Raw genomic sequence first — 24,447 nt, forward strand, 5'->3', positions numbered from 1 at the left:
ATGGCCGAGGACACCGGGAAGAACACCGGCCGCACCAAGGTCGGCAAGAAGAAGCGACCCGGCGCGGGCATCGCGCTGTGGATCATCCTGGCGCTGCTGCTGGGCATGACCCTGTTCTCCCTGCTGGGCCGTGACGGCTTCCAGCAGATCGACACCGAACAGGGCCTCGAGCTGCTGAAGGGCGGCACCGTCGAGCAGGCCAAGATCATCGGCGGCAACCAGCAGCGCGTGGACCTGGTGCTCTCCGAGCCCTTCAAGGACGGCGAGGACGACAAGGGCACGCAGGTGCGCTTCAGCTACGTCGACGCCCGCGGTGAGGCGATCGTGCAGGCCGTGGAGGAGGCACAGCCCGCCAAGGGCTACACCGACGAGATCGCCACCAGCTCCTGGTGGACCACACTGCTGATCTCCTTCCTGCCGCTGCTGATCTTCTTCGGCCTGTTCTGGTTCCTGATCATGAACGCCCAGGGCGGCGGCCGGGCCATGCAGTTCGGCAAGTCCAAGGCGAAGCTGTTCAACAAGGAGGCCCCCAAGGTCACCTTCGCGGACGTCGCCGGCGCCGAGGAGGCCGTCGAGGAGCTCGACGAGATCAAGCAGTTCCTGATCGATCCGGGCAAGTACCAGGCCGTGGGCGCCAAGATCCCCAAGGGCGTGCTGCTGTACGGCCCGCCCGGCACCGGCAAGACCCTGCTGGCCCGCGCCGTGGCCGGCGAGGCCAACGTGCCCTTCTACTCGATCTCCGGCTCGGACTTCGTGGAGATGTTCGTGGGTGTGGGCGCCAGCCGCGTGCGCGACCTGTTCAACACCGCCAAGGAGAACTCCCCGGCGATCATCTTCATCGACGAGATCGACGCCGTGGGCCGTCACCGCGGCGCCGGCATGGGCGGTGGCCACGACGAGCGTGAGCAGACCCTGAACCAGATGCTGGTGGAGATGGACGGGTTCGACGAGAACCAGAACGTCATCCTGATCGCGGCCACCAACCGCGTGGACATCCTGGACCCGGCCCTGCTGCGCCCGGGCCGCTTCGACCGCCAGATCGCGGTGGAGGTCCCGGACCTCAAGGGCCGCCTGCACATCCTGGCCGTGCATGCCAAGGGCAAGCCGCTGGCCCACGACGTGGACCTCGAGGCCGTGGCCCGCCGCACCATCGGCATGTCCGGTGCGGACCTCGCCAATGTGCTGAACGAGGCGGCGCTGCTGACGGCCCGCTCCGGCAACCAGATCATCGACAACCGCGCCCTGGACGAGGCCATCGACCGCGTTTCCATGGGCCCGCAGCGCTATTCCAAGGTGATGAGCGACCGCGAGCGGCAGATGACCGCCTACCACGAGGGCGGCCATGCCCTGGTGGCGGCGGCGCTGAACAACTCCGCGCCGGTCACCAAAGTGACGATCCTGCCGCGCGGCCGCGCCGGCGGCTACACCATGGTGGTCCCCACCCAGGACCGCAACTACCAGTCTCGCAACGAGCTGCTGGACCGCCTGGCCTACGCCATGGGCGGCTACGCCGTGGAGGAGAGCATCTTCCACGACGTCACCACCGGGCCCTCCAGCGACCTGCAGAACGCCACCAAGATCGCTCGCACCATGGTGATGCAGCTGGGCATGAGCGACGCCGTGGGCCCGGTGGCCCTCGCCGGCGATCAGGACGAGGTCTTCGTCGGCATGCAGCAGGGCCAGGGGCCCCGCTTCAGCGCCGAGACCGCCGGGATCATCGACCAGGAGGTGCGCAAACTCCTGGACAACGCCCTGGACGAGGCCCACGCCGTGATCGTGGAGAACCGCCCCGTGCTGGACCGCCTGGTGGAGGAGCTGCTGGAGAAGGAGACCCTGGGCGAGCGCGAGCTCGCCGAGGTGTTCGCCGACGTCACCAAGCGCCCCCTGCGCCAGGTGTGGCAGTCCAGCGAGGACCGCCCCACCCTGGAGCCACCGAAGGCCGGCTCCACCACCACCGCCACCGGGGCCGAGGCATCCGACGCGGGTGAGCCGCTGACCCCAGGCCCGCCCGAGCTGCCGCACCCCGGCGGCGACGGACCGGACATCCCCGGCGTGCCGCGTGAGGGGCAGGGGCCTGCCGACGGGCCGACGGGCCTCTGAGATGGCGATCGACCAGGGGCGCATCGCCGTGGCCGTGAGGGAGATCCTCGCGGCACTGGGGGAGGACCCCGACCGTGACGGCCTGCGGGACACCCCGGCGCGGGTGGCCCGGATGTACGCCGAGGTGTTCGAGGGACTGGAGCAGGACCCCACCCAGCCGCTGTCCACCACCTTCGACATCGACCACCAGGAACTGGTGCTGGTGCGCGACATCCGCTTCCACTCCATGTGCGAGCACCACTTGCTGCCGTTCTTCGGGGTGGCCCACGTGGGTTACATCCCCGGGGCCGGCTCCGTGACCGGGCTCAGCAAGCTGGCCCGCCTGGTGCACGTGTACGCGCGCCGCCCCCAGGTGCAGGAGCGCATCACCTCGCAGATCGCCGATGCCCTGATGGACCAGCTGGGCGCAGCCGGCGCGATCGTGGTGATCGAGGCCGAGCACATGTGCATGTCGATGCGGGGCGTGCGCGCCGAGGGCGCCCGCACCGTCACCAGCGCGGTGCGCGGCATCCTGCGCGACAGTGCTACCCGCGCCGAGGCCATGACCCTCATCAGCCGGGGCTGAGCCGATGGAGACGCTGCGCCGCCCCGCCGGTCTCCCGCCGCACCTGGATGTGGACGAGACCGTGGTGATGGGGGTCCTGAACGTGACCCCGGACTCCTTCTCCGACGGCGGTGCCCACGACGGCACCGAGGACGCGATCGCCCACGGTCGCCTGCTGGCCTCGCAGGGAGCAGCTGTCATCGACGTGGGCGGGGAGTCCACCCGTCCCGGCGCGGACCGCGTGGACGAGGACGAGGAACTGCGGCGCGTGGTCCCGGTGGTGCGCGCTCTCGCCGCCGACGGACACGTGGTCAGCGTGGACACCATGCGCGCCTCCGTCGCCGCCGCGAGCATCGAGGCGGGCGCACTGATCATCAACGACGTCTCCGCCGGTCAGGCGGATCCGGACATGGGAGCTCAGGTCGCTCGGTCGCGCACCGCGCTGGGCACCCCAGCAGTGTTCGTGGCGATGCATTGGCGCGGCCACAGCGACGTGATGACGAACCTCGTCGACTACGCGGATGTGGCGCGGGACAGCGCCGCCGAGCTTGCATCCCGCCTACACGCACTGCGCGAGGCGGGAGTGGAGGACCGCTTCCTGGTGGTCGATCCCGGGCTGGGCTTCTCCAAGACAGGGGAGCAGAACTGGGAGGTCCTCGCCGACTGGGATGCGATCGCCGGCCACGGCCTGCCGATCCTGATCGGTGCCTCCCGCAAGCGGTTCCTCGGTGCGCTCGAGGTGGACCGGGATGCGGCTACCGCCGCCGTGAGCGCCTACAGCGCCGAGCACGGCGCCTGGGCGGTCCGGGTGCATGAGGTCCCCGGTTCCCTCGCAGCGGTGCGGGTGGGGGACCGCCTGCGACGGGCCCGCGCAGCCAGGAGCCCCCGATGAGCGCGCCGATGCCCGCGCCCCGCGGCGACCTCGACGTGATCGAGCTGACCGGCGTACGAGCCTGGGGGCACCACGGGGTGCTGGACCAGGAGAAGCAGATCGGCCAGGAGTTCGTGGTCGACGTGGCCCTGGGGCTGTCCACCGCGGCCGCCGGGCGCTCAGACGCCCTGTCCCGCACCGTGAACTACGCCGAGGTGGCGGCCCTGGTGGAGCGCGAGATCACCACCGGCGCCCATGACCTGATCGAGACCCTCGCCGAGCGCATCGCCGCCGGAGCGCTGGCCGCCCATCCGCTGCTGCGCCGGGTGCAGGTGACCGTCCACAAGCCCTCGGCCCCGGTGGGGATCCCGTTCGAGGACGTGCGGGTGCGGATCACCCGCCACGCCTCGACCGTGGACGCGGTCCTGGCCGTGGGCACCAACCTGGGGGACCGTGAGCTGCGCCTGGCACGGGCGCTGGAGATGATCGGGCAGTCCGAGCGGGTGAGGATCGTGTGGACCGGCCCGGTGCTGGAGACCGACCCGGTGGGTGGTCCCCAGCAGGGTGCCTACCTGAACTCCGTGATCGGTGTGCACACCGACCTGGACCCCTTCGAGCTGCTCGCGGTGGCCCAGCGGGCCGAACACGATGCCGGGCGTGAGCGCCGGGAGCGCTGGGGCCCGCGCACACTCGACGTGGACGTGATCACCTACGGCGACCTGACCCTGGAGGACCCGGACCTCGTCCTCCCGCATCCCCGCGCCCACCAGCGGGCCTTCGTGCTGGCCCCCTGGCATGCCGCCCGGCCCGAGGCGGAGCTGCCTGGTCACGGCGGCATCGGCGAGCTGCTGGAACTGGCCGAGGACCGTGACGGGCTGCGGCCGGGGCCCGCCGTGGAAGGGTACGGCAGGTCGTGAAGCCCCTGAACATCCCGATCCTGGGTGTCATCGCCGTGCTCGCCGCCCTGTTCGGGGCCCAGGTGATGGACACCGTGGCCTCCCGCGGCCACTCGGTGCCGGTCACCGGCTGGCTCACCGCCGGGGTGCTGGCGATCCTCGCCGCCGTGCTGCTGGCCTACGGGCTGCCGCTACGGCGGTACATGCGCGAGAGCGAGGAGCGCACCCTGCACCCCTCGCTCACCCCGCGCAGGCACCAGATTGACCTGCCCACCGCGTTCCGCACCGTGCTGCTGGCCCGCGCCTGTGCCTACACCGGGTCCCTGGTGGGTGGTCTCTTCGTCGGGCAGGCACTGTTCCTGCTGATCAGCGGCACCGGGGACCCGTTGGATGCGGTGCTGCCCACCGTTGCCGCAGCCGTGGCCGGGATCGCGCTGGCGGTGCTCGGGGTGCTGGTGGAGCGCTGGGGAAAGCTCCCACCGGAGGACGGTGACGGCAACGTCGAGGGCGCCGGCGCCAGCGGCTGACGGCGGCGCATCGGACGAGCGGCCGATGCACGCCCGGTGAGAGATCGACCAAATGCGGGGGAGGTGGCCGCCCTGCGACGGAGGCCCACAGGCGCCCCGGGTGCGACCATGGATGCCATGAACCAGCCTCCCCGAGAGTTCGTCGAACCGCCTGAGTCGCGGCCTCAGGGCCCGGCCCAGACGCAGCGTGGCCCCGCCCCGATGCCGCGGGTCCCTGAACGCCGTCCCGAAGCCGCACCCGCGCCGGAGCCTCGTCCTGAGCCATCGGATCGTGAGCCATCGGATCCTCCGGCCCCGATCGTCACCGACGACGGCCCCCGCATCGGCGCGAACGGGCTGAAGCCCGTCTCCCCGAAGCTGATCCCCGCTCGCTACATCGCAGGCATCCCCGGGTACGTGATCGGGGTGCTGATGATCGCCGCCTGCCTGGTGCTGTGGTGGTGGCAGGGCTGGTGGTGGCTGGGCCTGGTGGCCGTGATCCCCGCCATCACCGTGGTGCAGGGGCTGCTGTTCACCCCGCGCCGGGTACGCGCCATCGGCTACCTCGACGGTGAGGACGAGCTGATCGTCGCCTCCGGGCTCATGTTCCGCACTGTCGTCACCGTGCCGTACGGCCGCATCCAGTCGGTGAAGATCGACGAGGGGCCCGTGGACCGCTCCTACGGTCTGGCCAAGATCAGCTTCACCACCGCCGCAGACGCGGGTGAGACCCTGCCCGGCCTTCCCAAGGAGGAGGCTGAGCGGCTGCGCGAGCTGCTCACCCGCCGTGGCATCGACACCATGGCGGCGCTGTGACTGCCCCCGGCACCGAGCCGACGACCGGTCCGGGGGCCGAGGCGACCGCCGGCCCGAGCGACGAGACCCCCATCGGTCCGCACGACAATCCGGCGACCGGCCCCGAGGCGGCCACCATCGCGCACCGTCGCACCCACCCGATCACCCCGCTGGTGACCGGCTGGAAAATTGTGGTGGGCATCGTCGCTGTCCTCACCGCCCAGAACATCGCCAATCTGGTCGACGACTTCACCTGGGGTCGCGCCCTGGCGGCGCTCGGCATCCTGGCCGTCGCCGTGGTGATCGCGGTGGCGGCGTCGGCCCTGTCCTGGTGGTTCTCCACCTATGCGGTTGACGAGTCCGGGGTGGCGCTGCACAAGGGGCTGCTGAGCAAGTCCCGCGAGTTCGCCCCCCGAGAGAAGATCGAGTCGGTCACCGTGGAGCGGCCGTTCCTCGCGCGCCTGCTGGGCCTGTCCAAGGTGAGGGTGGAGGTCGCCGGGGGAGGGGAGTCCTACCTGGACATCGAGTACGTGCGCGCCGCGGATGCCGAGGAGCTGCGCACCCGTATCCTCGCGGTCGCCGCCGGGGTCGACCCCCGACAGGTCGAGGCCACGACCACTCCGACGGCTCCCGAGGAGCTGACGGTCGCGGACCAGGAGCCGTCGGCCGACAGCGCCCCGCCGGCCGGCACCCCTGACCCGCTGCGGAAGCTGCTGAAGGGCGAGGTGGAGGACGGTGAGCTGATCGCCGAGATCCCCACTCAGCGCCTGATCCATTCGCTCGTGCGCGACGCCGACTTCCTGCTCAGCATCGTGTTCGGCATCATCGGCGTGGTCGTCGCCATCGGGGTGGGCATCTGGCAGGGGGGCTTCGCCTTCGCCTCCCTGATCGCGCTGCTGCCGGCGCTGATCGCCCTGCCCAAGTACGTGTTCGGTCGGATCGAGGGTGGCTGGGGCTTCGTCTCCCGCATCACCGACCGGGGCCTGCGGATGCGCCGCGGACTGCTGAACACCCGCACCGACAACATCGCCACCGGCCGCATCCAGCGATTCGCACTCAAGCGGCCCCTGCTGTGGCGCACACCGGGCTGGACCTCGGTCAGCGTCACCGTGGCCGGGATCGGCGACGACAGCAACGAGGCCTCCAACGTGCTGCCCGTGGGTACTCGCGAGGAGCTGTGGCTGACCCTCGGCCACCTCGCCGCCCCCTTGGGCACCGCCGACGACATGGCAGCCCTCGAGCACCTGCTCACCGCCCGGGCCCGCGACATCGACGGGCTGCGCGCCCCGCACCGCCTGCAGTGGTACTCCCGCCGCACCCAGGTCGTGGTGCTGCTGCCCGGGGCCCTGATCCAGCGCCACGGCCTGCTGGCCCGCAAGCTCGTGATCATCCCCCGCGACCGCATCCAGCAGGTCGCGATCGAGGACGACCCCTTCGCACGTCGACTCCGGTCCCTCGACCTCAAGGTGGGGGTGGCCGGCCACACCGAGACCATCGGCGACCTGCCTCGCGACGGGGCCCGCATGCTCCACGCGGTGCTGGCCCACGACGCGGCCACCTCCCGCCGCTACCGGGACCGCTCCACCTGGCGCGAACCCGCACTGGCGCTGTCGACCGGCCCGGGGACCGACCGGTGAACGCCCCCCGCCTCGGGATCGGCGTGATCGGTGCCGGCAGGGTCGGCGCCGTGCTCGGTGCGGCCCTGCGCGCGGAGGGCCACGCCATCACCGGCGCCTACGCCGTCTCCGACGCCTCCCGCGCCCGCGCCCAGGAGCTCCTGCCCGGAGTGCCGCTGCTGGACGTGCCCGCGATCGTGGAGCGCAGCGAGATGCTCCTGCTGGCCGTCCCCGACGACCAGCTGGGCCCTCTGGTCAGCGGTATCGCCACCACGGGCCTGGCGCCCGGTGGGCAGCTGGTGGTCCACACCTCCGGCCGCTACGGCACCGAGGTGCTGGCGCCACTGGCGAAGGCAGGCTGTGCCACCCTCGCGATCCATCCCGCCATGACCTTCACCGGCACCCGGGAGGACCTCTCCCGCCTGGTGGGCTGCCCGATGGCCATCACCGCCGACGAGGCGTTCCTCCCCGTCGCTGCCGCCCTCGTGGTCGAGATGGGAGGGGAGGCCAGCGTGCTCCCGGAAGGCGACCGGGCTCTCTACCACGCCGCTCTCGCCCACGGTGCCAACCACCTGGTGGTGCTGGTGGACCAGAGCCTGGACGCCCTGTCCCGGCTGGGGATCGAGAACCCCGGCGCGTACCTGCGGCCACTGCTGGAGGCGGCACTGGACGGATCCCTGCGCCGTGGCGCCGCGGCTCTCACCGGCCCCGTGATGCGCGGGGACACCGGAACCGTGCAAGCCCACCTCGAGGCGCTCGACGATCTCGATGCGACCGGCGAGAGGGGGAAGCGCGGGGACACCGCTGCGACGTATCGTGCCCTGGCACGCGCAGCGCTGGCCCGCGCCGAGCTCGACGCCGACGTTGCCCGGGAGATCCGCCGGCTGCTGGAGGCAGGCAGCGAGCAGGACAGCACAACGGAGGAATCATGACCACGACCGGAACCGACCACGGCCCTGCCGCCGACCGCAGCACGGCGGTGGTGCGCACCAAGGCAGAGCTGCGTGCGCAGCGGGCCACCATGTCCGGCACCGTCGCCGTGGTGATGACCATGGGCTCCCTGCACCAGGGCCACCTGATGCTCGTCGCACGCGCCCGTGAGGTCGCCGACCACGTGATCCTCACCGACTTCGTCAACCCCCTGCAGTTCGGCCCGAACGAGGACTTCGACGCCTACCCCCGGGACATCGAGGGTGACGTGGCGCTGGTGGACGGCATGGTGGACCTGGTGTTCGCCCCCGCCACCGAGGAGATGCACCCGACCATCCCCCCGATGGTGAGCGTGACCACCAACCGCACCGGCACCCTGTACGAGGGGGCCTCGCGGCCCGGGCACTTCGACGGCGTGGCCACCGTGGTCACCAAGCTGCTGAACCTCACCACCCCGCACATCGCCGTGTTCGGCCGCAAGGACGCCCAACAGCTGGCGATCGTCCAGTCGCTGGTGACGGACCTCGACCTCCCGGTGCGCATCGAAGCGGTGGACATCCAGCGCGAGAGCGAGGGCCTGGCACTGTCCAGCCGCAACCTGTTCCTGAGCGCCGAGGGCCGCAGGCATGCCCTGGGACTGTCGGCCACCATCGCCGCCGCGCGTGAGGCAGCACCGTCCCTCAGCGGCGTGCTGGACGCCCTCGCCGCCGCGAAGGCAGGCACAGCGGAGTACTCGGCGGACACCACCGCGCTGCGCTTCGACTACGCCCTCGCCCTGGACCCGGCCACGCTCCAGCCCGTCACCTCCTCGCACCGCGGCGAGACGCTGGTCATGCTCGCCGGATGGGTGGACGGCACCCGCCTGCTGGACGCCGCTGTGGTGGAGACGACAGCCCCCTGAGCGCAGGAGGCATCCTCCCGGAAGGTTCTGAGACAATCGCCCTCATGAGCGAAGATCCCCAGAACCCCGGCACCGTGGACACCTCCGACCAGGTGGCGGTGCGCAAGGCCAAGCGGGAGCGCCTCCTGGAGCGCGGGGAGGAGGCGTACCCCGTCTCCGTCCCGGTCACCACCACGATCGCGGCGGTGCGCGAGCAGTACGGCCATCTCGAGGCCGGCCAGGAGACCGAGGACGAGGTGGGAGTGGCCGGCCGCGTCGTCTTCCAGCGCAACACCGGCAAGCTCGCCTTCATCACCGTCCAGGACGGCGCCGGGCAGCGCCTGCAGATCATGCTGTCCCAGGCGAAGGTGGGAGCCGAGCGCCTGGCCGACCTCAAGGCCGACGTGGACCTCGGCGACCACGTGTTCTTCCACGGCACCGTGGGTGCGTCCCGGCGCGGCGAGCTGAGCGTCTTCGCAGACTCCTGGCAGATGGCCGCCAAGGCCGTGCGCCCCCTCCCGGTGCTGCATGCGGAGCTCTCCGAGGAATCCCGGGTGCGCCGCCGCTACGTGGATCTCATCGTGCGGCAGGAGGCCCGCGATGCCGCGCGCCTGCGATCCACGGTCATGCATTCCCTGCGCGATTCGTTCCACCGCCGTGATTTCGTGGAGGTGGAGACCCCGATGCTGCAGGTGATCCCCTCCGGTGCCGCGGCGCGACCGTTCGTCACCCATATGAATGCGTTCGATCTGGACCTGTATCTGCGGATCGCCCCGGAACTGTTCCTGAAGCGCGCCGCAGTGGGCGGTATGGAGCGGGTGTTCGAGATCAACCGCAATTTCCGCAACGAGGGCGCCGATTCCACGCATTCGCCGGAGTTCTCGATGCTCGAGGCGTACCAGGCCTACGGTGATTACGACACGATCGGTGAACTCACCCGCGAACTGGTGCAGGAAGCGGCGCAGACCGCAACCGGATCCCAGGTGGTCACCCTGACCGACGGCACCGAGTACGACCTCTCCGGCGATTGGGACAAGATCACCGTGTACGGCTCGCTCTCGGAGTCACTGGGCGAGGAGGTCACCCCCGAGTCCACCCCCGAGCAGCTGCGCGCGATCGCGCGAGGCCTGGGACTGGACATGGATCACCCCAAGTACGGCCACGGCAAGCTGGTGGAGGAGCTGTTCGAGCATCGGGTGGGAGACCACCTGCACGCACCCACCTTCGTGAGGGACTTCCCGGTGGAGACCAGCCCGCTGGTCCGCGCCCACCGCACCACGCCCGGCGTGGTGGAGAAGTGGGACCTGTACGTGCGCGGCTTCGAGCTGGCCACCGGCTACTCCGAGCTGATCGACCCGGTCATCCAGCGCGAGCGCTTCGCCCAGCAGGCGGGCCTGGCCGCCCAGGGCGACGACGAGGCGATGCGCCTGGACGAGGACTTCCTGGAGGCGATGGAGTACGCGCTGCCGCCCACCGGTGGCATGGGAATGGGCGTGGATCGACTCCTCATGGCCCTGACCGGACTGGGCATTCGCGAGACCGTCCTGTTCCCCCTGGTGAAGCCGGAGGCATGAGATGAGTGAAGGATTCTGGTTCGAGGCCGGTGCACTGGTCCCCTCCATCGGAGTGGGCCTGCTGTTCTGGTTCGTGATCCGTTCCATACTTCGCGCAGATCGAGCCGAACGTGAGGCCGATGAGCAGGCAGAGAAGGAATACCTGGCGCGACGGGGAGACCACGAAAAGCGTGACGAGTTCCCCGAACACACCATCACCGATTGAAATCGGCCTCGAAGGAATACATAATGAACGAGCTGGTCCAGCCGGAAGATGGGCGACCAGCCCCGTATTCCGAACGACGAGGGAGAGCCGGAATGGCACGAAAGACCTACGTGGAACTGATCGATGACATCGACGGCTCGAAGGCCGAGGAGACCGTGAGCTTCGCCCTGGACGGCGTCGCCTACGAGATCGACCTGTCCGAGGACAACGCCGCCAAGCTGCGTGGCGAGCTGGGCACCTGGGTGGAGAAGGCCCGCCGCGTGGGCGGTCGCCGTTCCCGCGGCGCCAGCACCTCCTCGGCCGGCGGTTCGAACGACACCCCCCGCATTCGCGAGTGGGCCCGCTCCAACGGCCACGACGTCTCCGACCGCGGCCGCATCTCCAGCGAGATCCGCTCCGCCTACTACGCCGCACAGGGGAACTGATCCCAGCAGGCACCCACCAGCGGTGCCGAACCGAAGGCCCGTCACCGATCACGGTGACGGGCCTTCGTCGTCGGTCCTCAGGTGCAGAACTGCCGGAAGGGACGGTGGAACGGTCGCGGCGCGATCCTCACCAGCCGCGGATCGTCCATGACGCGGCGTGCTCCGCGCCAGGGGACAGCCGCACCACGTCGGTGCCGCTGCGGAACGCGTCCGGCGGGCAGGTCATCGGCTCCACCGCCAGTCCCACCCGGTTGTTCTCCGGTTCGGGGCGATCAGCGGTGTGCAGCTGCAGCCAGGTGCACTCCGGCCCTGCCGTCAGCTCAACCCCGGTGCCGCCCGGCGCGGTGACACGCACGTGCAGCAGCCCGGCCTCATCACGGGCCAGGTCCGTGAAGGCGTGGTCGATCTCCTGCTCGCCGATCACACGCGGCTCGGCGAAGTCGAACTCGCTGCCCGGCTCCACCGGCGCGGTACCCGTGGGCAGCAGGCGGTCCTCGGTGACCGAGAGCACGGTGCCCAGACCCGTCTGCAGCGACCACTGCTCCAGGGGCTCGGGCCCGGCCACCAGATACGGGTGGGGGCACACCCCGTAGGGGGCGTCCTCGGCACCGAGGTTGCGGGCGATGACCGTGCACGTCAGTCCGGCCTCCGGGTCCAGCTGGTAGTGCACGGTCAACAGCAGCTGGAAGGGGTAGCCGGTGGTGGGCATCAGCCGGGTGCGCAGCACCACCTCGTCCTCACAGACCGAGGCCGGGGTGAACTCCTGGAAGGAGACCAGGCCGTGAATGGCGTTGTGCCGCTCCACCTCGTTGATCGCCACCTGCAGCTCCTGACCGTCCCAGGTGTAGGCGCCGTCGGCGATCCGGTTGGGCCAGGGGGCCACCACCGCGCCGCGGTAGTGCAGCATCGGTCCGCTCTCCGGACTGCGCACCAGCAGGTCGCGGCCACCGGTGGTGAGCGATTCCAAGGTGGCTCCCACGGTGGACACGGTGGCGGTGTAGGGGCCGGCGGCAAGGGGGATCTCCTCGCCGCGGGCACGGGCCGCGGCCACGGGCGTGTCGCTCGGGGCGGGGGTCTCGCTCATGCGGCGCTCTCCTTCTCGTCATCGCTCGGCTCGGGCTCGGGATCGGGCTCGATCAGGACCACCTCGAGGCGACGGGGTCCGTGCACGCCCTCCACCCGGTCCAGTTCGATGTCGCTGGTGGCACTGGGGCCGGAGATCATGGTCCAGGCGGCGGCGGGGCTCTCGCCCATCCGCTGGATGCCCTTGGGCACTCCCAGCACCACCTGATCGGCGTGGAGGACCACCACGTGGTGGTCGGGCACCAGGGTGATCACACGGCGGCCGCACAGCTCGCCCCCGTCCAGCACCAGGGTGCCGGTCAGGGCGATTGCCGTGTGGCAGCCGGTCAGGACCGCATCCACCCTGTCCAGGGCGTGGGCGTCCAGGCCGCCGTCATCGCGGATCAGCTCGGCATCGAGCAGCTCGGTCCATTCGCCGGGCAGCGCCGCTGGCACGACCACGGTGGCCGCCCCGCCCAGTGCCCGGGCGATCGCCGAGGAAGCGCCGGACTCGGTGGTGCGGTGCACCACGGTGGTGTAGTCCTCCAGGCGCTGTACCAGCACGTCACGCACCTTGCCGGGATCGGTGCCGGTCTCCTGCTTGTCGTCGGCCCGCTGGTAGGCGCGGGGCACATCCGCGTAGTCCGTGACCTCGTCACGTCGCGGAACCGCGAGCGCGCTGCGCACGCGCGCCAGGATCTCCTCCTTGGCACTCATCCCGGCCGTGCGGGTGGGGCGGCGGTCGTCCCAGGTGCTCATGCCTCGTCCCTGCCTTCGGTCCTGGCCGCGGACTGCTCATCGCCGGTGGTGTCCTGCTCGGAGGCGGCCTCGGCAGCTGCGGGTGCCCCGCCCTGCTTCTCCCGCTGCGCCCACCAGGAGCGGAAGGACTGCTGGGGATGCGGGAGATCGCGATGATCGGTCCACCCCGGGACCAGGGGCAGCACCCCGGGCAGCTTGCCGATGTTCGCCCCCGGCAGCACCGTGGACAGGGGGCCGGCAGAGCGCACCGCGGCGTCGTAGGCACGCGGGGAGGACATCAGTCGGCTGGCGCCCTTCATAGCCACGTCCCAGGTGCCGCGGAACTGGCCGCGCTGCTCGCGGCGCTGATCCACCTCCTTGGCCCGCAGGTGCACCAGGATCGAGGGGATGTCGATCTTCACCGGGCACACGTCGTAGCAGGCCCCGCACAGGCTCGAGGCGTAGGGGAGGGTGGCGTTGGGGTCATCGGGATCGCTGACGCCGGTCATCTGCGGGGAGAGGATCGCACCGATCGGACCGGGGTAGGTGGAGCCGTAGGCGTGACCACCGGTGCGCTGGTACACCGGGCACACGTTCAGGCAGGCCGAGCAGCGGATGCAGTGCAGGGCCGAACGGCCCTCCGGGTCCTCCAGCACGGCGCTGCGCCCGTTATCCAGCAGCACCAGGTGGAACTCCTGGGGGCCGTCACCCTCGGTGACACCGGTGAACAGTGTGGTGTACGGGTTCATCCGCTCCCCGGTGGAGGAGCGCGGCAGCAGCTGCAGGAACACCTCGAGGTCCTGGAAGCTGGGCACGATCTTCTCGATGCCCACCACGGAGATCAGGGTGCGCGGCAGGGTCAGGCACATGCGGCCGTTGCCCTCGGACTCCACCACCACCAGGGTGCCGGTGTCCGCGACCGCGAAGTTGGCCCCCGAGATCGCGACGGAGTCCTCCATGTCCAGGAACCGCTCCCGCAGGAAGCGGCGGGCGGCGCCGGCCAGTGCGGCGGGATCGTCGGTGATGTCCGGTTCGATGTCCGGCATGGAGGCCAGGAAGATCTCGCGGATCTGGGCCCGGTTGCGGTGGATCGCCGGCACCAGGATGTGGCTGGGGGTGTCGCCGGCCAGCTGCACGATCAGCTCGGCCAGGTCGGACTCGATCACCCGCACGCCGGCGTGCGCAAGGGTCTCGTTCAGGCCGATCTCCTGGGTGGCCATCGACTTGACCTTCAGCACGTCGCGTGCGCCGCGCTCCAGGGTGAGGCGGGTGACGATGTCGCCGGCCTCCTCTGCATCTCGCGCCCAGTGCACGGTGCCGCCGGCGGCGGTCACCGTGGTCTCCAGCTGCTCCAGCAGCTCGGGAAGATGATCGGTGACGTGCCACTTCAGAGCGCTGCCTGCATCACGGAGCTTCTGCCAGTCGCGCATCTCCCGCACCGCGGAGGCGCGTTTGGCCTGGATGGTTCCGGTGGCGTGGCGCAGGTTCGCACGCAGCACATCGTCGGAGAGCGCCTCGCGGGCGGCGGTGGGGAAGCCGTGCTCGCCGCGCAGGTTCGAGGAGGGGGAGGCGTGCTGCGGACGGACCGTGGGCATCCCCAGGGCCACCGTGCTTCCGGCGGTGGTGCGGCTCATGAGGCCCTCCCCAGGATGGTCTCGGACGGGACGAAGGGGTTCTCCTTAGTGGAGGCCAGGATCTGCGCCAGGTGGACCGCCTGCGGGGCGTCGCCGTTGCGGTGCAGCTTGCCACCGATGTTCATCAGGCAGGAGGCGTCACCGGCCACCACGAACTCGGCGCCGCTGCGGACCACGTTGGCCGCCTTGTCGGTGACCATCGCATCGGAGGTGGCGTCGTTCTTCACCGCGAAGGTGCCGCCGAACCCGCAGCAGGTGTCGGACTCGGGCAGGTTCACCACCTCGATGCCCTCCACGGCGCGCAGCAGGCGCAGCGGGCGCGGACCCACCTTCAGCACCCGCATCGAGTGGCAGGTGGGGTGGTAGGTGACCTTGTGGGGGAAGTAGGCGCCCACATCGGTCACCTTCAGCACGTCCACCAGCAGCTCGGAGAGCTCGTAGGTCTTCGCGGCGACTGCCGCGGCCCGCTCCTCCAGCTCCGCATCGCCCTCGTGGCGCGCCACCAGCTGATGCTGCTCACGCACGCAGCCGGCGCAGGAGCCAGAGGGCATGACGATCGCGTCCACCTCGTCCAGCTGCGGCTCGAAGGTGTCCACGAACGTGCGCACCACGGGGGCGGCTTCGGTGTAGTAGCCGGTGTTGGTGTGCATCTGCCCGCAGCAGGTCTGGCGGCGGTCGAAGATCACCTCGTGCCCCAGCCGCTCCAGCAGCAGCACGGTGGAGCGGGCCACGTCCGGGGTCATCACGTCCACCAGACAGGTGGACATCAGGGAGATGCGCATCGTCATCCTCTCCAGCAGGTCAGTGGTGCAGGCCCAGCGACTCCGCGGTGCGCTCGAGGCTCTCGTGCGCAGCGCGGGGATCGTCGCTGAGATGGGTTCCCCAGCTGGGCACCATCGCCATGATGGTGCTGCGCCAGGAATCGGTTCGCTCCGGGAACATGCCGGTGAGCATGTCCAGCAGGATCGTGGTGGCCGTGGAGGCGCCGGGGGAGGCACCCAGCATGCCGCCGATGGAGCCGTCGGCCGCGGTGATCATCTGGGTGCCGAACTGCAGCACACCCCGCTTGGCAGGATCGGGGGCGATCACCTGCACGCGCTGACCTGCGGTCACCTGCTCCCAGTCCTCCCGGCGGGCCTGCGGCATGTACTCCCGCAGCGCCTCGAAGCGCTGCTTGGTGGTGGCGGCCAGCTGCGAGCCCAGGTACGTCATCAGGTCGATGTTCGGGGGCGCGACCGCCAGCATCTGCGTCACGTTCGAGGGCTTCACCGAGGCGAACAGGTCCGTGTACTTCCCGGTCTTCAGGAACTTGGGCGACCAGCCAGCGTAGGGGCCGAACATCAGCGAGCGCTTGCCCTGGACGTATCGGGTGTCCAGGTGCGGCACGCTCATCGGTGGTGCGCCCACAGCGGCCTTGCCGTACACCTTCGCCTCGTGCCGGGCGATCACCTCGGGGTTCGTGCAGCGCAGCCACTGACCGGAGATCGGGAAGCCACCGAAACCGCGGATCTCGGGGATGCCGGACTTCTGCAGGATCGGCAGGGCCGCACCACCGGCCCCCACGAACACGAACGGCGCCCGATGCACCTTCACCGCACCGGTGGTGACGTTGCGGGACATCACGCCCCAGTCGGTGCCCATGCGGCGCAGGTCCACCACCTCCCAGCCGGTGGACACGGTGGTGCCGCGGCGGGAGGCCATGGCGAACAGCTGGCGGGTCAGCGAGCCGAAGTCCACATCGGTGCCGTCGGGGGAGCGGGTCACCGCGATGGTCTCGGTGACCGGCCGGCCCTCGGCCACCAGGGGTGCCCACTGCGCCAGCTGGGCGTGCTCAGTGCTGAACTCCATCCGGTCGAACAGCGGGTTCGCGGTGAGTGCCTGGTGGCGTCGGCGCAGGTAGTCCACGTTGTCGATACCGCGAACGAAGCTCATGTGCGCCACGGGGCGGATGAACGAGGCAGGGTCACCGATCCGGTCGTTCTCCACCAGGTAGGACCAGAACTGGCGGGACACCTGGAACTGCTCGTTGATGCGGATCGCCTTGGCGGGGCTCACCGAGCCGTCCACGTCCTGCGGGGTGTAGTTCAGCTCGCACAGGGCGCTGTGGCCGGTACCGGCGTTGTTCCAGCCGTCGGAGGACTCCTGGCCCACCGCGTCGAGCTTCTCGATCACCTGGATGTCCCAGTCGGGCTCCAGCTCGGTCAGCAGCGCCGCCAGGGTGGCACTGGCGATTCCGCCGCCGATCAGCACTGCATCGGTGCGCGTGACGCTCATCGTCAGGTCAGCCATGTCTCCCCTTGTCTCGGTTCGTCTCTCGTCGTGCCGCCCGCGGGCCGGATCAAGGCACCGGGGCGTCGCGACGTCGTTCCCCAGAAGCGTAGCCCGCGACGCGCCACCGTGCCCTCACGGGCCAGACGGACCAGGGTCGGCCCTGTCGAGGCGTCACCGGTCATAGCGTGTCCGTTTTCCGGTCAGACCTGCGGGCAGTGAGGTCGCGGGACAGCGACAGATGGGCTGCCCCGTCCTTCGCGGCGGGCAGCGCGCGCACCTCGCCGTCGAGCTCCACCACGTACGCATCGGCGTCGACGCCTGCTGGCAGGTGCACGGCGACCTCCACTCGGGTGGGCGTCCATCCCAGGTCCACCACCGCCCCGCCACGGGCTCCCAGGCCACGGGCCCGGCCTGTCGACCAGGCGCTCGGCAGGGATGGCAACACGGTGAGCTCTCGTCGGCGCCCGCGCACCCGGTGGGACTGCAGCAGCATCTCGCAGGTCCCGGCCAGCGCCCCGAAGTTGCCGTCGATCTGGAATGGCGGATGAGCGCACAGCAGGGAGTCGTACACGCCGCCAGTGACCTCCCCGGTGACCGGGTCGGTGCCGTCGGCCTCCACCCGACGCAGCGCCCGAAGCAGGAACCGGTTTGCCAGCTCCGCGTCCTCCAAGCGGGCGGCCAGGCAGATCCTCCACGCGAGCGACCAGCCGGTGGACTCGAAGCCCCGCTCAACCAGGCTGCGACGGGCCGCCTCCCCCAGCACCGGGTCTCGGCGCGGGTCCAGGCCGGTGCCCGGGTACAGGCCGATGAGGTGGGACTGGTGACGGTGGTGCGGGTCCGGATCCGTCAGGTCGTCGTCGGACCATTCGGCGATCAGGCCCGTGGGCAGCACGCGCTCGCCGGGCAGGCGGGACAGGGCCGCCTCGGCCAGCTCCAGCAGGTCCTCGTCGAACTCGACCACGTGGGACAGCTCCAGCAGGTCGTGCAGGAGCTGGCGGATGATCACCAGATCACTGGTGGTGCTCACGTGCACTTCGCCCACCGTGCCGGCCGGCAGCACGAACCGGTTCTCCGGTGAGGTCGAGGGGGCGGTGCCGAGTGTGCCGTCGGGCAGCTCGATCAGCAGATCCAGTGCGAAGCGGGCAGCGCCCTCCACCAGGCCTGCGGCGGAGGCGGGACCATCGGGGGTGAACCGCAGCAGGTCCACCAGGGTGCTGGTGAGCCAGGCCCCGCCCAGGGGCCAGGCCGACCACTGCGGGCGGTCCTCACCATCGCCGACGGGCGCAGCGAAGCCCCAGCGGTCCGAGTTGTGGTGGGCAGTCCAGCCGGAGGCCCCGTACACCTCCCGTGCCACCCGCGCGCCCTGTGCTGCCAGCACCCCGAGCCACTCCTGGAATGCAGGCAGCACCTCGGCAAGCTGGGCGGGACCGGCCGGCCAGTAGTTCATCTCGGTGTTGATGTTGATCGTGTAGTCGCCGTACCACGGTGGCGCCGGGGACTCGTTCCAGATGCCCTGCAGGTTCAGCGGCGGTCCCTCACCCACACCGCCGCTGATCAGCAGGTAGCGGCCCACGTGGGCCAGCAGAGCGACGAGGTCCGGACCGTCGGCGTGCTCCGGGTCTGCCCGCAGATTGTCCAGGCGCTGCGCCGTGGTGGGCATGGTGGGCGCCTCGCGGTCCCGGTACGGCGTGGGGGAGGGCCCATCGGGGGCGGCCAGGTCCAGTTCGACACGGTCGTACAGCTCGCGGTGGGACTCCTCTGCCCGCGTCGCGAGCTCGTCATGGGATCGCGCAGCGAGGGTGGTGAGATGGGCCAGCACCTCCGCCTCGAGCGAGGCGTGGTCGGGGACGCGCAGGGTGCCGTCCGCTGAGAACTGGGTGGCCGAGACCAGGCGCAGCTCCGTCCAGGTGGCGCCGGTGACATGGATGCTGGGGGCCGGCCCGGTGAGGTCCGCGCTCGCGGTGCCGTCGGTGCGCAGCTCGAGCGCCCAGGAGGCGTGGACGGACTCGGTGAAGGAGGCGGGGGCGCGCACCGCATCGTCCCCTCCGATGTCGGGGTCCACGGACGCGGCCACCCGCAGGGCGCCAGCGAGCACCACGGCCTCGGGATGGGATGCCGGGCGGTGAGCCACGGACTGCTCGTGGACGGAGGCGACACTGATCTCGAGGTCCGAGGGGGAGGCGAACACGCGACGGTCCAGCAGCACGTCATCGGCGATGCTGACACCGGTGATGGCGCGCAGCTGCTCGGTGACCGTGATGGCCCAGCCGCTGCGCAGATCCAGGACCCGGGCCAGAGGACTCGTGTCCTCGGTGGTGCGCTGGATCAGCAGGTCCACGAACGGCTGGTACATCTGCACGTTCCCAGACTGGGTGCCACGGGTGGCGGCATCGGCTGCGTGCACGTCACCGGCGAGTGCTGACTCCCGGGCACGCTGCAGTGCCTGGCCGGCCCCCTCGGGGAGGGAGCGCGGGGCGGGGCTGCCGCGCCACACCGAGGAGTCGTTGACCTGGATCCGTTCCCGAGCGGGGTTGCCGAACACCATGGCGCCGAGGTGGCCGTTGCCCACCGGGTAGGCATCGGTCCAGGCGCGGGCCGGGGCACGATCGAGCAGATGATGGCGGGGATCCAGGATCATCCCCCCAGACTACCGATGTATGAGGGTCGGTGCGGCGCACGTTCAGCGCGGGCAGCCGCAAAGTGGCATGACATCTGAGCGAATGGCGGCGGAAGCCTCGCCCAATGGTCCGACATCTGTTGGGATAGAGGCATGAGCAACAAGGCATCGATGCCACCGACCTCGATGCCGACCAGTGGGTGCGCACAGCGAAGGACCTGGGCGCCGCCTATGTGGTGCTCACCGCGAAGCACCACGACGGCTTCTGCCTGTGGCCCACTGCCACCACGGAGTACTCCGTGACTTCCTCACCGTTCCGGGACGGGAAGGGCGACCTCGTGGGCGAGGTCGCCGAGGCCTGCCGTCGTCACGGCATCGGCCTGGGGCTGTACCTCTCACCATGGGATCGCAACGCGCCGCAGTATGAGGATCCGGGAGCGTACGGCGAGTTCTACCTGGCGCAGCTGCGTGAGCTGTGCACCGACTACGGGGAGCTGGTGGAGCTGTGGTTCGACGGTGCAGGCTCTGCCGGCCGTGAGTATGCCTGGGATCGCATCGGCCAGCTCATCGAGGAGCTGCAGCCCGGGGCGATGGTGTTCAACATGGGCCCGGCCACCATCCGCTGGGTGGGCAACGAGGACGGATTGGCCGCCGACCCCTGCTGGTACGTCACCACCAGCGCCGACCTCAACAACTACGACGAGGACGTCCTCGCCTACGACCAGGCCCGGTACCCGCCCCCGGAGTGCGACGTCTCGATCCGCACCGGCTGGTTCTGGCACGCCGGCCAGGAGCCGAAGTCGCTCGAGCACCTGCTGGCGATCCACGATCGCTCCATCGGGCTGGGAGCGAACCTGCCGATCGCTGAGCAGGAGAACACCGTCGCCAAGCTCTCCGGCCTGGCCACCAGCGGCGACGGTTCACTCGAGCAGGCCGTCGAGGTGGCCCTTGCCCTGTTCTGCCCGGACCGCCTGATGTTCGGCAGCGACTGGCCGATCGCCCCTGAACCCTTCGACGTGGATTCCGGCACGTCTCGCCTGCTCGAGCGGATCCGCCAGCTGAGCGCGGCGGACCAGGCGCAGATCCTCCACGGGACCGCGGAGCGCGTGTACAGGCGAGCCGGCGAGGGAAGCCCGCCCGACTGACGGCGCGGGGTCAGCCCTCAGCGGCAGGGGAGTCGGGCTGTGATTTCGTGCCGGTGTGAGCCCCCTGGATCACCCAGGCCTCCACCCCGGCCACGTGCGCGGCGGCGTACACCTTGGCCAGGTCAGACCGCCCGGCCCGCATGGCATTGATGATCCGATAGTGCTCCTCCAGGGTGCGCCCCACAGATGCTCCTTCGGTGAGCCCGCGCCACAGCCGCGCGCGAGCGGTGGCACTGGCAAAGCCGTCCAGGAGGGAGGAGAGGTAGGCGTTGCCGCAGTGAGCGTTGATGTGGTGATGGAAGGCGATGTCAGCCTCCACCAGTTCACCCACCGGGGAGTCAGGGCCCAGCGGCGCCATCAGCCCTTCCAGGTACTGGTAGTCGGCTTCCTCCAGGTGGTCGCAGGCCTTCTCCACCGCGGTGGGCTCCAGCAGGCGCCGCACTTCCATGATGTGCAGCACCTCGGCGTCCTGGTGCAGGTCCAGCACGAAGCCCAGCGCCTCGATCAGCAGCTCAGGCTCCAGTGAGGTCACGTAGGTGCCGTCGCCCTGACGCACCGAGAGCACCTGGATCACCGACAGTGCTTTGACCGCCTCCCGCAGGGAGTTGCGGCTCACGCCGATGCGCTCGGAGAGCTGCTTCTCCGGGGGCAGGCGGTCCCCGGGCTTCAGCTCGCCCTCGATGATCATGGTCTTGATCGCCGAGATCGCCTTGTCGGTCACTGCCATTTGAGTCATCAGGTCCTGCTTTCCTGGTTTGAGGTGGAAGCCGGGCGCGGTCGGGCGCGCAGCCCGTGCATGCCACCGTCCACGGCGAGAGAAGTGCCGGTGGTGGAGGTGTTCAGAGGGGAGGCCAGGAACACGACGGTCCCGGCGACCTCCTGGGGGGTGACCATCCGCCCGGTGGGCTGGCGGGCGTCGAGGGCCTTGCGCTCGGCCACCGGGTCGGGGAAGTTCTGCAGCATACGGTCCACGAACTCGGTGGCCACCGTGCCGGGGTTCACGCAGTTCACGCGGATGCCATCGGCCAGGTGATCGGTGGTCATCGCCTGCACGGCGCCCTTGGTGGCCGAGTACAGCGCGCGCTCCTGCAGTCCGGCCGTCGCTGCGATCGAGGACATGTTCACGATCGCGGCATGCTCGGACGCGCGCAGGTGGGGCAGGGCCGCTGCGCTCGCACGCGCGTTCGCGGTCACGTTGATGGACAGCGCCCGTGCCCATTCCTCGTCGTCGTTGGCGGTCACATCACCCACCGCGCTGATGCCGGCGTTGTTGACGACCACGTCGATGCCGCCCAGCTGCTGCGCGCACTCGGCGACGGCCTGCCCCACCTGAGCTCGGTCGGCGATGTCGGCCCTCACGCGCACGGAGCCCTCCGGCGCGCCGGAGGGATCGAGGTCGATCACCGCGACCTGCGCGCCGAGTTCCAGGAACCGGGCTGCGGCGGCGCGGCTGATGCCGGAACCTCCACCGGTGACCACGACCCGAAGTCCGCGGTACGGGTCGGTGAACAGGGTGCTGTCGTCGGTCGGGGTGCGGGTCATGTGCGGATCCTTCGTGCGGGTCGCCGTCGGGGCGGGGAGAGCGGGGGGTGAGCAGTCAGGCGTCGCGGAAGGTCTGGCACTGGGTTCCGAGCTGATCGATCTCCAGCTCCACCACGTCACCTGACCGCAGGTAGGGGGTGCCGGGCAGGCCCATGGCCACGCCGGCAGGGGTTCCCGTGTTGATGACGTCGCCGGGATACAGGGTCATGAACTCGCTGAGGTAGCGCACCACGTGGGCCACCGGGAAGATCTGGTCCGCGGTGGTGCCGTCCTGGTGGCGCTCGCCGTTGACCGAGAGCCTGAGGCCCAACGACTGCACGTCCTCGATCTCGTCGGCCGTGACCAGCCACGGGCCCAGCGGGTTGAAGGTCTCGCAGTTCTTGCCCTTGTCCCAGGTTCCGCCGCGCTCCAGCTGGTACTCCCGCTCGGAGACGTCGTGGGAGAGCACGTAACCGGCCACTGCCCGCATCGCCTCCTCGTCGCTGTCGGTGCGACGCAGCGTCTGGCCGATAACCACCCCCAGCTCCACCTCCCAGTCCGTCTTCGTGGATCCATGGGGGATCAGCACGTCGTCGTCGGGCCCCACCACGGTGTCCGCGGCCTTCATGAACACGATCGGCTCCGCAGGGATTTCCGCGTTCGTCTCCGCGGCGTGGTCGCGGTAGTTCAGGCCGATGCACAGGATCTTCCCGGGGGTCAGCGGGGCACCCCGGCGCTCGGCCTCCAGGGCGGGGAGCTCGGGCAGCTCGCCGGCGGCCAGGGCGGCGCGGGTGCGGGCGATGCCGTCGGCCTCGAGGAACCTGCGGTCCACCACGCGTGCCTCGCCGATCAGGGGGCGCAGGTCGAAGGTGCGGTCGCCGTCGATCACGGCGGCGTTCTCACGGCCGTGCGGTCCGTATGCCAGGAACTTCACGTGGGTCCTCCCATGTCTGTGTGAGGGCGACGCTACCAGGAGACATCGGATGTATGGGAGGGGTTTGGCGAAGGTGTCGTCGCTGGGCCGGGATCCGTACTGATCAAGGTTGCGCCCATGCGGGCCCGAGCCGGGCGGGCATGGGGAGCAGACCTGCTCGTGCCCAGCACGAACGCCGTTGGCCCGCGGTGCTGCGGCGTTCTGTGAGGATGCGACGGACCCGGACGATGACCGCGTGCTCCACTCCGCCGCGCGACCCACGGCGACCGCGTCCGCGACCGTCTCGCCACGGAACGAAGCCCGGGGCCCTTCATCCGGTCCGCGCAACGGCGGCGTGACCGAGAACGGCTTCCGGGTCAGCGGGCAGGGCTCGCCCCTGCCACCACGAGATCGATGAGCCGACGCAGTGCCTCATCGATGTGCTCGCCGTCGATTCGCCTCTGCCGGGAGCGGTTGAGCTCGGCCAGCACCCCGGCGACGATGAGCCGGGCGCCGGCCACCGCAGCCGCACCGGGCGCCTCGCCGGCAGTGCCTGACGCGCCGTCCCGCGCCACCGGGACCGCACCGGAAGCGTCGGCCCGCCCGTCCCGCAGGCGCGCGGCGATCTGCTCTTCGAGACGATCGACGTGATCGAGGACCCGCCGGCGATGCGGCATGTCCGCACCGAAGAGGATCTCGCGGGCGACCCACGTCGCGGGCTCGGGCCAGCGCCGCATCGCGGTGACGAGCGGCGAGATCAGCTCCGCGATCCGGTCCGCGGTCTCCCCACCCGCCGGCGCGGTGCCGGACCCGCCGGGCGCGGCGAACGCTGAGAGAGCAGGGGTGGTGGTCGCGTGCTCGTGGGCTCCCCAGAGCGCATCGACGACCATCATCAGCAGCTCCACCTTCGTCGCCGCGTACTGGAAGACAGTCCCCTCGGCCACATCCGCCGCGCGCGCGACCTCGCTCATCGAGGTCCGCTCGAAACCGCGCTCCTCGAACAGCGCCTGCGCCGCGGCGAGGATGCGGGCGCGCTTCTCCGCCTTCGCCCGCTCGCGCCTGCCCAGCGCCGCCGGCGCCATCAGCTTCGTGTCATCCCGAGTTTCCATGCGCCCATTGTAGTCGACTCAAACTTGAGTACACTCAATAACGAGGCCGGGTGATCGGCATCCGGCACGCGTTGGGAAGGATGGACCATGCAGCA

General features: G+C 70.4%; 23 protein-coding genes. 13 read left to right on the forward strand and 10 right to left on the reverse strand.

The features are described 5' to 3' along the window. From ftsH to JOD52_RS05310, 12 genes are all read left to right on the forward strand, one after another. The gene (ftsH, locus tag JOD52_RS05255; protein WP_204408981.1) at window positions 1-2,100 is read left to right on the forward strand and encodes an ATP-dependent zinc metalloprotease FtsH; all 2,100 of its coding nucleotides are present in this window, start codon (window positions 1-3) and stop codon (window positions 2,098-2,100) included. Between the two features lies 1 nt (window position 2,101). Next, the gene (folE, locus tag JOD52_RS05260) at window positions 2,102-2,665 is read left to right on the forward strand and encodes a GTP cyclohydrolase I FolE (RefSeq protein WP_204408982.1); all 564 of its coding nucleotides are present in this window, start codon (window positions 2,102-2,104) and stop codon (window positions 2,663-2,665) included. A gap of 4 nt (window positions 2,666-2,669) precedes the next feature. Further along, on the forward strand, window positions 2,670-3,536 hold the full coding sequence (folP, locus tag JOD52_RS05265) for a dihydropteroate synthase (RefSeq protein WP_204408983.1): 867 nt from the start codon (window positions 2,670-2,672) through the stop codon (window positions 3,534-3,536). Continuing rightward, window positions 3,533-4,432, forward strand: a complete 900-nt coding sequence (gene folK / locus JOD52_RS05270; RefSeq protein ID WP_017822870.1) for a 2-amino-4-hydroxy-6-hydroxymethyldihydropteridine diphosphokinase — start codon at window positions 3,533-3,535, stop codon at window positions 4,430-4,432. The genes folP and folK overlap by 4 nt, the downstream gene beginning before the upstream one ends. Beyond that, window positions 4,429-4,938 carry a DUF3180 domain-containing protein gene (locus tag JOD52_RS05275; RefSeq protein WP_017822869.1) on the forward strand — a complete coding sequence of 170 codons (510 nt, stop codon included), beginning with the start codon at window positions 4,429-4,431 and terminating at the stop codon, window positions 4,936-4,938. Before folK ends, JOD52_RS05275 begins: the two co-directional genes overlap by 4 nt. A gap of 201 nt (window positions 4,939-5,139) precedes the next feature. Continuing rightward, window positions 5,140-5,733, forward strand: coding sequence for a PH domain-containing protein (locus JOD52_RS05280; RefSeq protein WP_239551799.1), 594 nt, complete (start codon window positions 5,140-5,142; stop codon window positions 5,731-5,733). Then, window positions 5,730-7,349: a PH domain-containing protein gene (locus JOD52_RS05285; RefSeq protein ID WP_017822867.1), complete on the forward strand. Its 1,620-nt coding sequence runs from the start codon at window positions 5,730-5,732 to the stop codon at window positions 7,347-7,349. Before JOD52_RS05280 ends, JOD52_RS05285 begins: the two co-directional genes overlap by 4 nt. Then, complete coding sequence (locus tag JOD52_RS05290; protein ID WP_017822866.1) at window positions 7,346-8,260, forward strand: Rossmann-like and DUF2520 domain-containing protein; 915 nt, start codon at window positions 7,346-7,348, stop codon at window positions 8,258-8,260. The genes JOD52_RS05285 and JOD52_RS05290 overlap by 4 nt, the downstream gene beginning before the upstream one ends. Further along, complete coding sequence (gene panC, locus JOD52_RS05295; RefSeq protein ID WP_017822865.1) at window positions 8,257-9,159, forward strand: pantoate--beta-alanine ligase; 903 nt, start codon at window positions 8,257-8,259, stop codon at window positions 9,157-9,159. Before JOD52_RS05290 ends, panC begins: the two co-directional genes overlap by 4 nt. A gap of 44 nt (window positions 9,160-9,203) precedes the next feature. Further along, entirely contained in the window at window positions 9,204-10,712 is a 1,509-nt protein-coding gene (gene lysS / locus JOD52_RS05300; protein ID WP_017822864.1) for a lysine--tRNA ligase, read from the forward strand. A gap of 1 nt (window position 10,713) precedes the next feature. After that, the gene (locus tag JOD52_RS05305; RefSeq protein ID WP_017822863.1) at window positions 10,714-10,917 is read left to right on the forward strand and encodes a hypothetical protein; all 204 of its coding nucleotides are present in this window, start codon (window positions 10,714-10,716) and stop codon (window positions 10,915-10,917) included. Between the two features lie 92 nt (window positions 10,918-11,009). Further along, window positions 11,010-11,342 carry a histone-like nucleoid-structuring protein Lsr2 gene (locus JOD52_RS05310; protein WP_017822862.1) on the forward strand — a complete coding sequence of 111 codons (333 nt, stop codon included), beginning with the start codon at window positions 11,010-11,012 and terminating at the stop codon, window positions 11,340-11,342. 127 nt (window positions 11,343-11,469) lie between these two features. Here the strand turns inward: JOD52_RS05310 and JOD52_RS05315 are convergent, their stop codons facing one another. The 6 genes from JOD52_RS05315 to JOD52_RS05340 all read right to left on the reverse strand — a co-directional run bounded on the left by JOD52_RS05315 (window position 11,470) and on the right by JOD52_RS05340 (window position 19,685). After that, window positions 11,470-12,426 carry an aldose 1-epimerase family protein gene (locus tag JOD52_RS05315; RefSeq protein ID WP_017822861.1) on the reverse strand — a complete coding sequence of 319 codons (957 nt, stop codon included), beginning with the start codon at window positions 12,424-12,426 and terminating at the stop codon, window positions 11,470-11,472. Then, window positions 12,423-13,163, reverse strand: a complete 741-nt coding sequence (locus JOD52_RS05320) for a LutC/YkgG family protein (protein ID WP_017822860.1) — start codon at window positions 13,161-13,163, stop codon at window positions 12,423-12,425. The genes JOD52_RS05315 and JOD52_RS05320 overlap by 4 nt, the downstream gene beginning before the upstream one ends. After that, window positions 13,160-14,776, reverse strand: coding sequence for a lactate utilization protein B (locus JOD52_RS05325; RefSeq protein ID WP_017822859.1), 1,617 nt, complete (start codon window positions 14,774-14,776; stop codon window positions 13,160-13,162). Before JOD52_RS05325 ends, JOD52_RS05320 begins: the two co-directional genes overlap by 4 nt. Further along, entirely contained in the window at window positions 14,773-15,558 is a 786-nt protein-coding gene (locus tag JOD52_RS05330; RefSeq protein ID WP_031306979.1) for a (Fe-S)-binding protein, read from the reverse strand. The genes JOD52_RS05325 and JOD52_RS05330 overlap by 4 nt, the downstream gene beginning before the upstream one ends. A 19-nt stretch (window positions 15,559-15,577) precedes the next feature. Continuing rightward, window positions 15,578-17,065: a malate:quinone oxidoreductase gene (locus JOD52_RS05335; protein ID WP_204408985.1), complete on the reverse strand. Its 1,488-nt coding sequence runs from the start codon at window positions 17,063-17,065 to the stop codon at window positions 15,578-15,580. A gap of 160 nt (window positions 17,066-17,225) precedes the next feature. Further along, entirely contained in the window at window positions 17,226-19,685 is a 2,460-nt protein-coding gene (locus JOD52_RS05340) for a glycosyl hydrolase family 95 catalytic domain-containing protein (RefSeq protein ID WP_204408986.1), read from the reverse strand. Between the two features lie 179 nt (window positions 19,686-19,864). On the opposite strand from JOD52_RS05340, the gene JOD52_RS17695 reads away from it, so the two are divergent. After that, the gene (locus tag JOD52_RS17695) at window positions 19,865-20,809 is read left to right on the forward strand and encodes an alpha-L-fucosidase (protein WP_376983441.1); all 945 of its coding nucleotides are present in this window, start codon (window positions 19,865-19,867) and stop codon (window positions 20,807-20,809) included. 10 nt (window positions 20,810-20,819) lie between these two features. Here the strand turns inward: JOD52_RS17695 and JOD52_RS05350 are convergent, their stop codons facing one another. The 4 genes from JOD52_RS05350 to JOD52_RS05365 form a co-directional block, all read right to left on the reverse strand. After that, window positions 20,820-21,536, reverse strand: coding sequence for a FadR/GntR family transcriptional regulator (locus JOD52_RS05350; protein ID WP_204411521.1), 717 nt, complete (start codon window positions 21,534-21,536; stop codon window positions 20,820-20,822). Window positions 21,537-21,544: 8 nt separating this feature from the next. After that, on the reverse strand, window positions 21,545-22,351 hold the full coding sequence (locus tag JOD52_RS05355; RefSeq protein ID WP_204408987.1) for an SDR family NAD(P)-dependent oxidoreductase: 807 nt from the start codon (window positions 22,349-22,351) through the stop codon (window positions 21,545-21,547). Window positions 22,352-22,406: 55 nt separating this feature from the next. Further along, window positions 22,407-23,264 carry a fumarylacetoacetate hydrolase family protein gene (locus tag JOD52_RS05360; protein WP_204408988.1) on the reverse strand — a complete coding sequence of 286 codons (858 nt, stop codon included), beginning with the start codon at window positions 23,262-23,264 and terminating at the stop codon, window positions 22,407-22,409. Between the two features lie 356 nt (window positions 23,265-23,620). Next, a complete protein-coding gene (locus tag JOD52_RS05365; RefSeq protein WP_204408989.1) occupies window positions 23,621-24,352 on the reverse strand; it encodes a TetR/AcrR family transcriptional regulator in 732 nt (243 codons plus the stop codon). Between the last annotated feature and the right edge of the window lie 95 nt (window positions 24,353-24,447).

The sequence above is a fragment of the Brachybacterium muris genome (assembly GCF_016907455.1).
GTDB lineage: Bacteria > Actinomycetota > Actinomycetes > Actinomycetales > Dermabacteraceae > Brachybacterium > Brachybacterium muris.

Bases quoted from the DNA above. Each gene is read 5' to 3' on its own strand.
- JOD52_RS05335 (WP_204408985.1), bottom strand. From the start codon at position 17,065: ATGGCTGACCTGACGATGAGCGTCACGCGCACCGATGCAGTGCTGATC.
- folP (WP_204408983.1), top strand. From the start codon at position 2,670: ATGGAGACGCTGCGCCGCCCCGCCGGTCTCCCGCCGCACCTGGATGTG.
- JOD52_RS05355 (WP_204408987.1), bottom strand. From the start codon at position 22,351: ATGACCCGCACCCCGACCGACGACAGCACCCTGTTCACCGACCCGTAC.
- JOD52_RS05350 (WP_204411521.1), bottom strand. From the start codon at position 21,536: ATGGCAGTGACCGACAAGGCGATCTCGGCGATCAAGACCATGATCATC.
- JOD52_RS05310 (WP_017822862.1), top strand. From the start codon at position 11,010: ATGGCACGAAAGACCTACGTGGAACTGATCGATGACATCGACGGCTCG.
- JOD52_RS05315 (WP_017822861.1), bottom strand. From the start codon at position 12,426: ATGAGCGAGACCCCCGCCCCGAGCGACACGCCCGTGGCCGCGGCCCGT.
- JOD52_RS05365 (WP_204408989.1), bottom strand. From the start codon at position 24,352: ATGGAAACTCGGGATGACACGAAGCTGATGGCGCCGGCGGCGCTGGGC.
- lysS (WP_017822864.1), top strand. From the start codon at position 9,204: ATGAGCGAAGATCCCCAGAACCCCGGCACCGTGGACACCTCCGACCAG.
- ftsH (WP_204408981.1), top strand. From the start codon at position 1: ATGGCCGAGGACACCGGGAAGAACACCGGCCGCACCAAGGTCGGCAAG.
- JOD52_RS05305 (WP_017822863.1), top strand. From the start codon at position 10,714: ATGAGTGAAGGATTCTGGTTCGAGGCCGGTGCACTGGTCCCCTCCATC.
- folE (WP_204408982.1), top strand. From the start codon at position 2,102: ATGGCGATCGACCAGGGGCGCATCGCCGTGGCCGTGAGGGAGATCCTC.
- JOD52_RS05325 (WP_017822859.1), bottom strand. From the start codon at position 14,776: ATGAGCCGCACCACCGCCGGAAGCACGGTGGCCCTGGGGATGCCCACG.
- JOD52_RS05330 (WP_031306979.1), bottom strand. From the start codon at position 15,558: ATGCGCATCTCCCTGATGTCCACCTGTCTGGTGGACGTGATGACCCCG.
- folK (WP_017822870.1), top strand. From the start codon at position 3,533: ATGAGCGCGCCGATGCCCGCGCCCCGCGGCGACCTCGACGTGATCGAG.
- JOD52_RS05320 (WP_017822860.1), bottom strand. From the start codon at position 13,163: ATGAGCACCTGGGACGACCGCCGCCCCACCCGCACGGCCGGGATGAGT.
- JOD52_RS05280 (WP_239551799.1), top strand. From the start codon at position 5,140: ATGCCGCGGGTCCCTGAACGCCGTCCCGAAGCCGCACCCGCGCCGGAG.
- panC (WP_017822865.1), top strand. From the start codon at position 8,257: ATGACCACGACCGGAACCGACCACGGCCCTGCCGCCGACCGCAGCACG.
- JOD52_RS05340 (WP_204408986.1), bottom strand. From the start codon at position 19,685: ATGATCCTGGATCCCCGCCATCATCTGCTCGATCGTGCCCCGGCCCGC.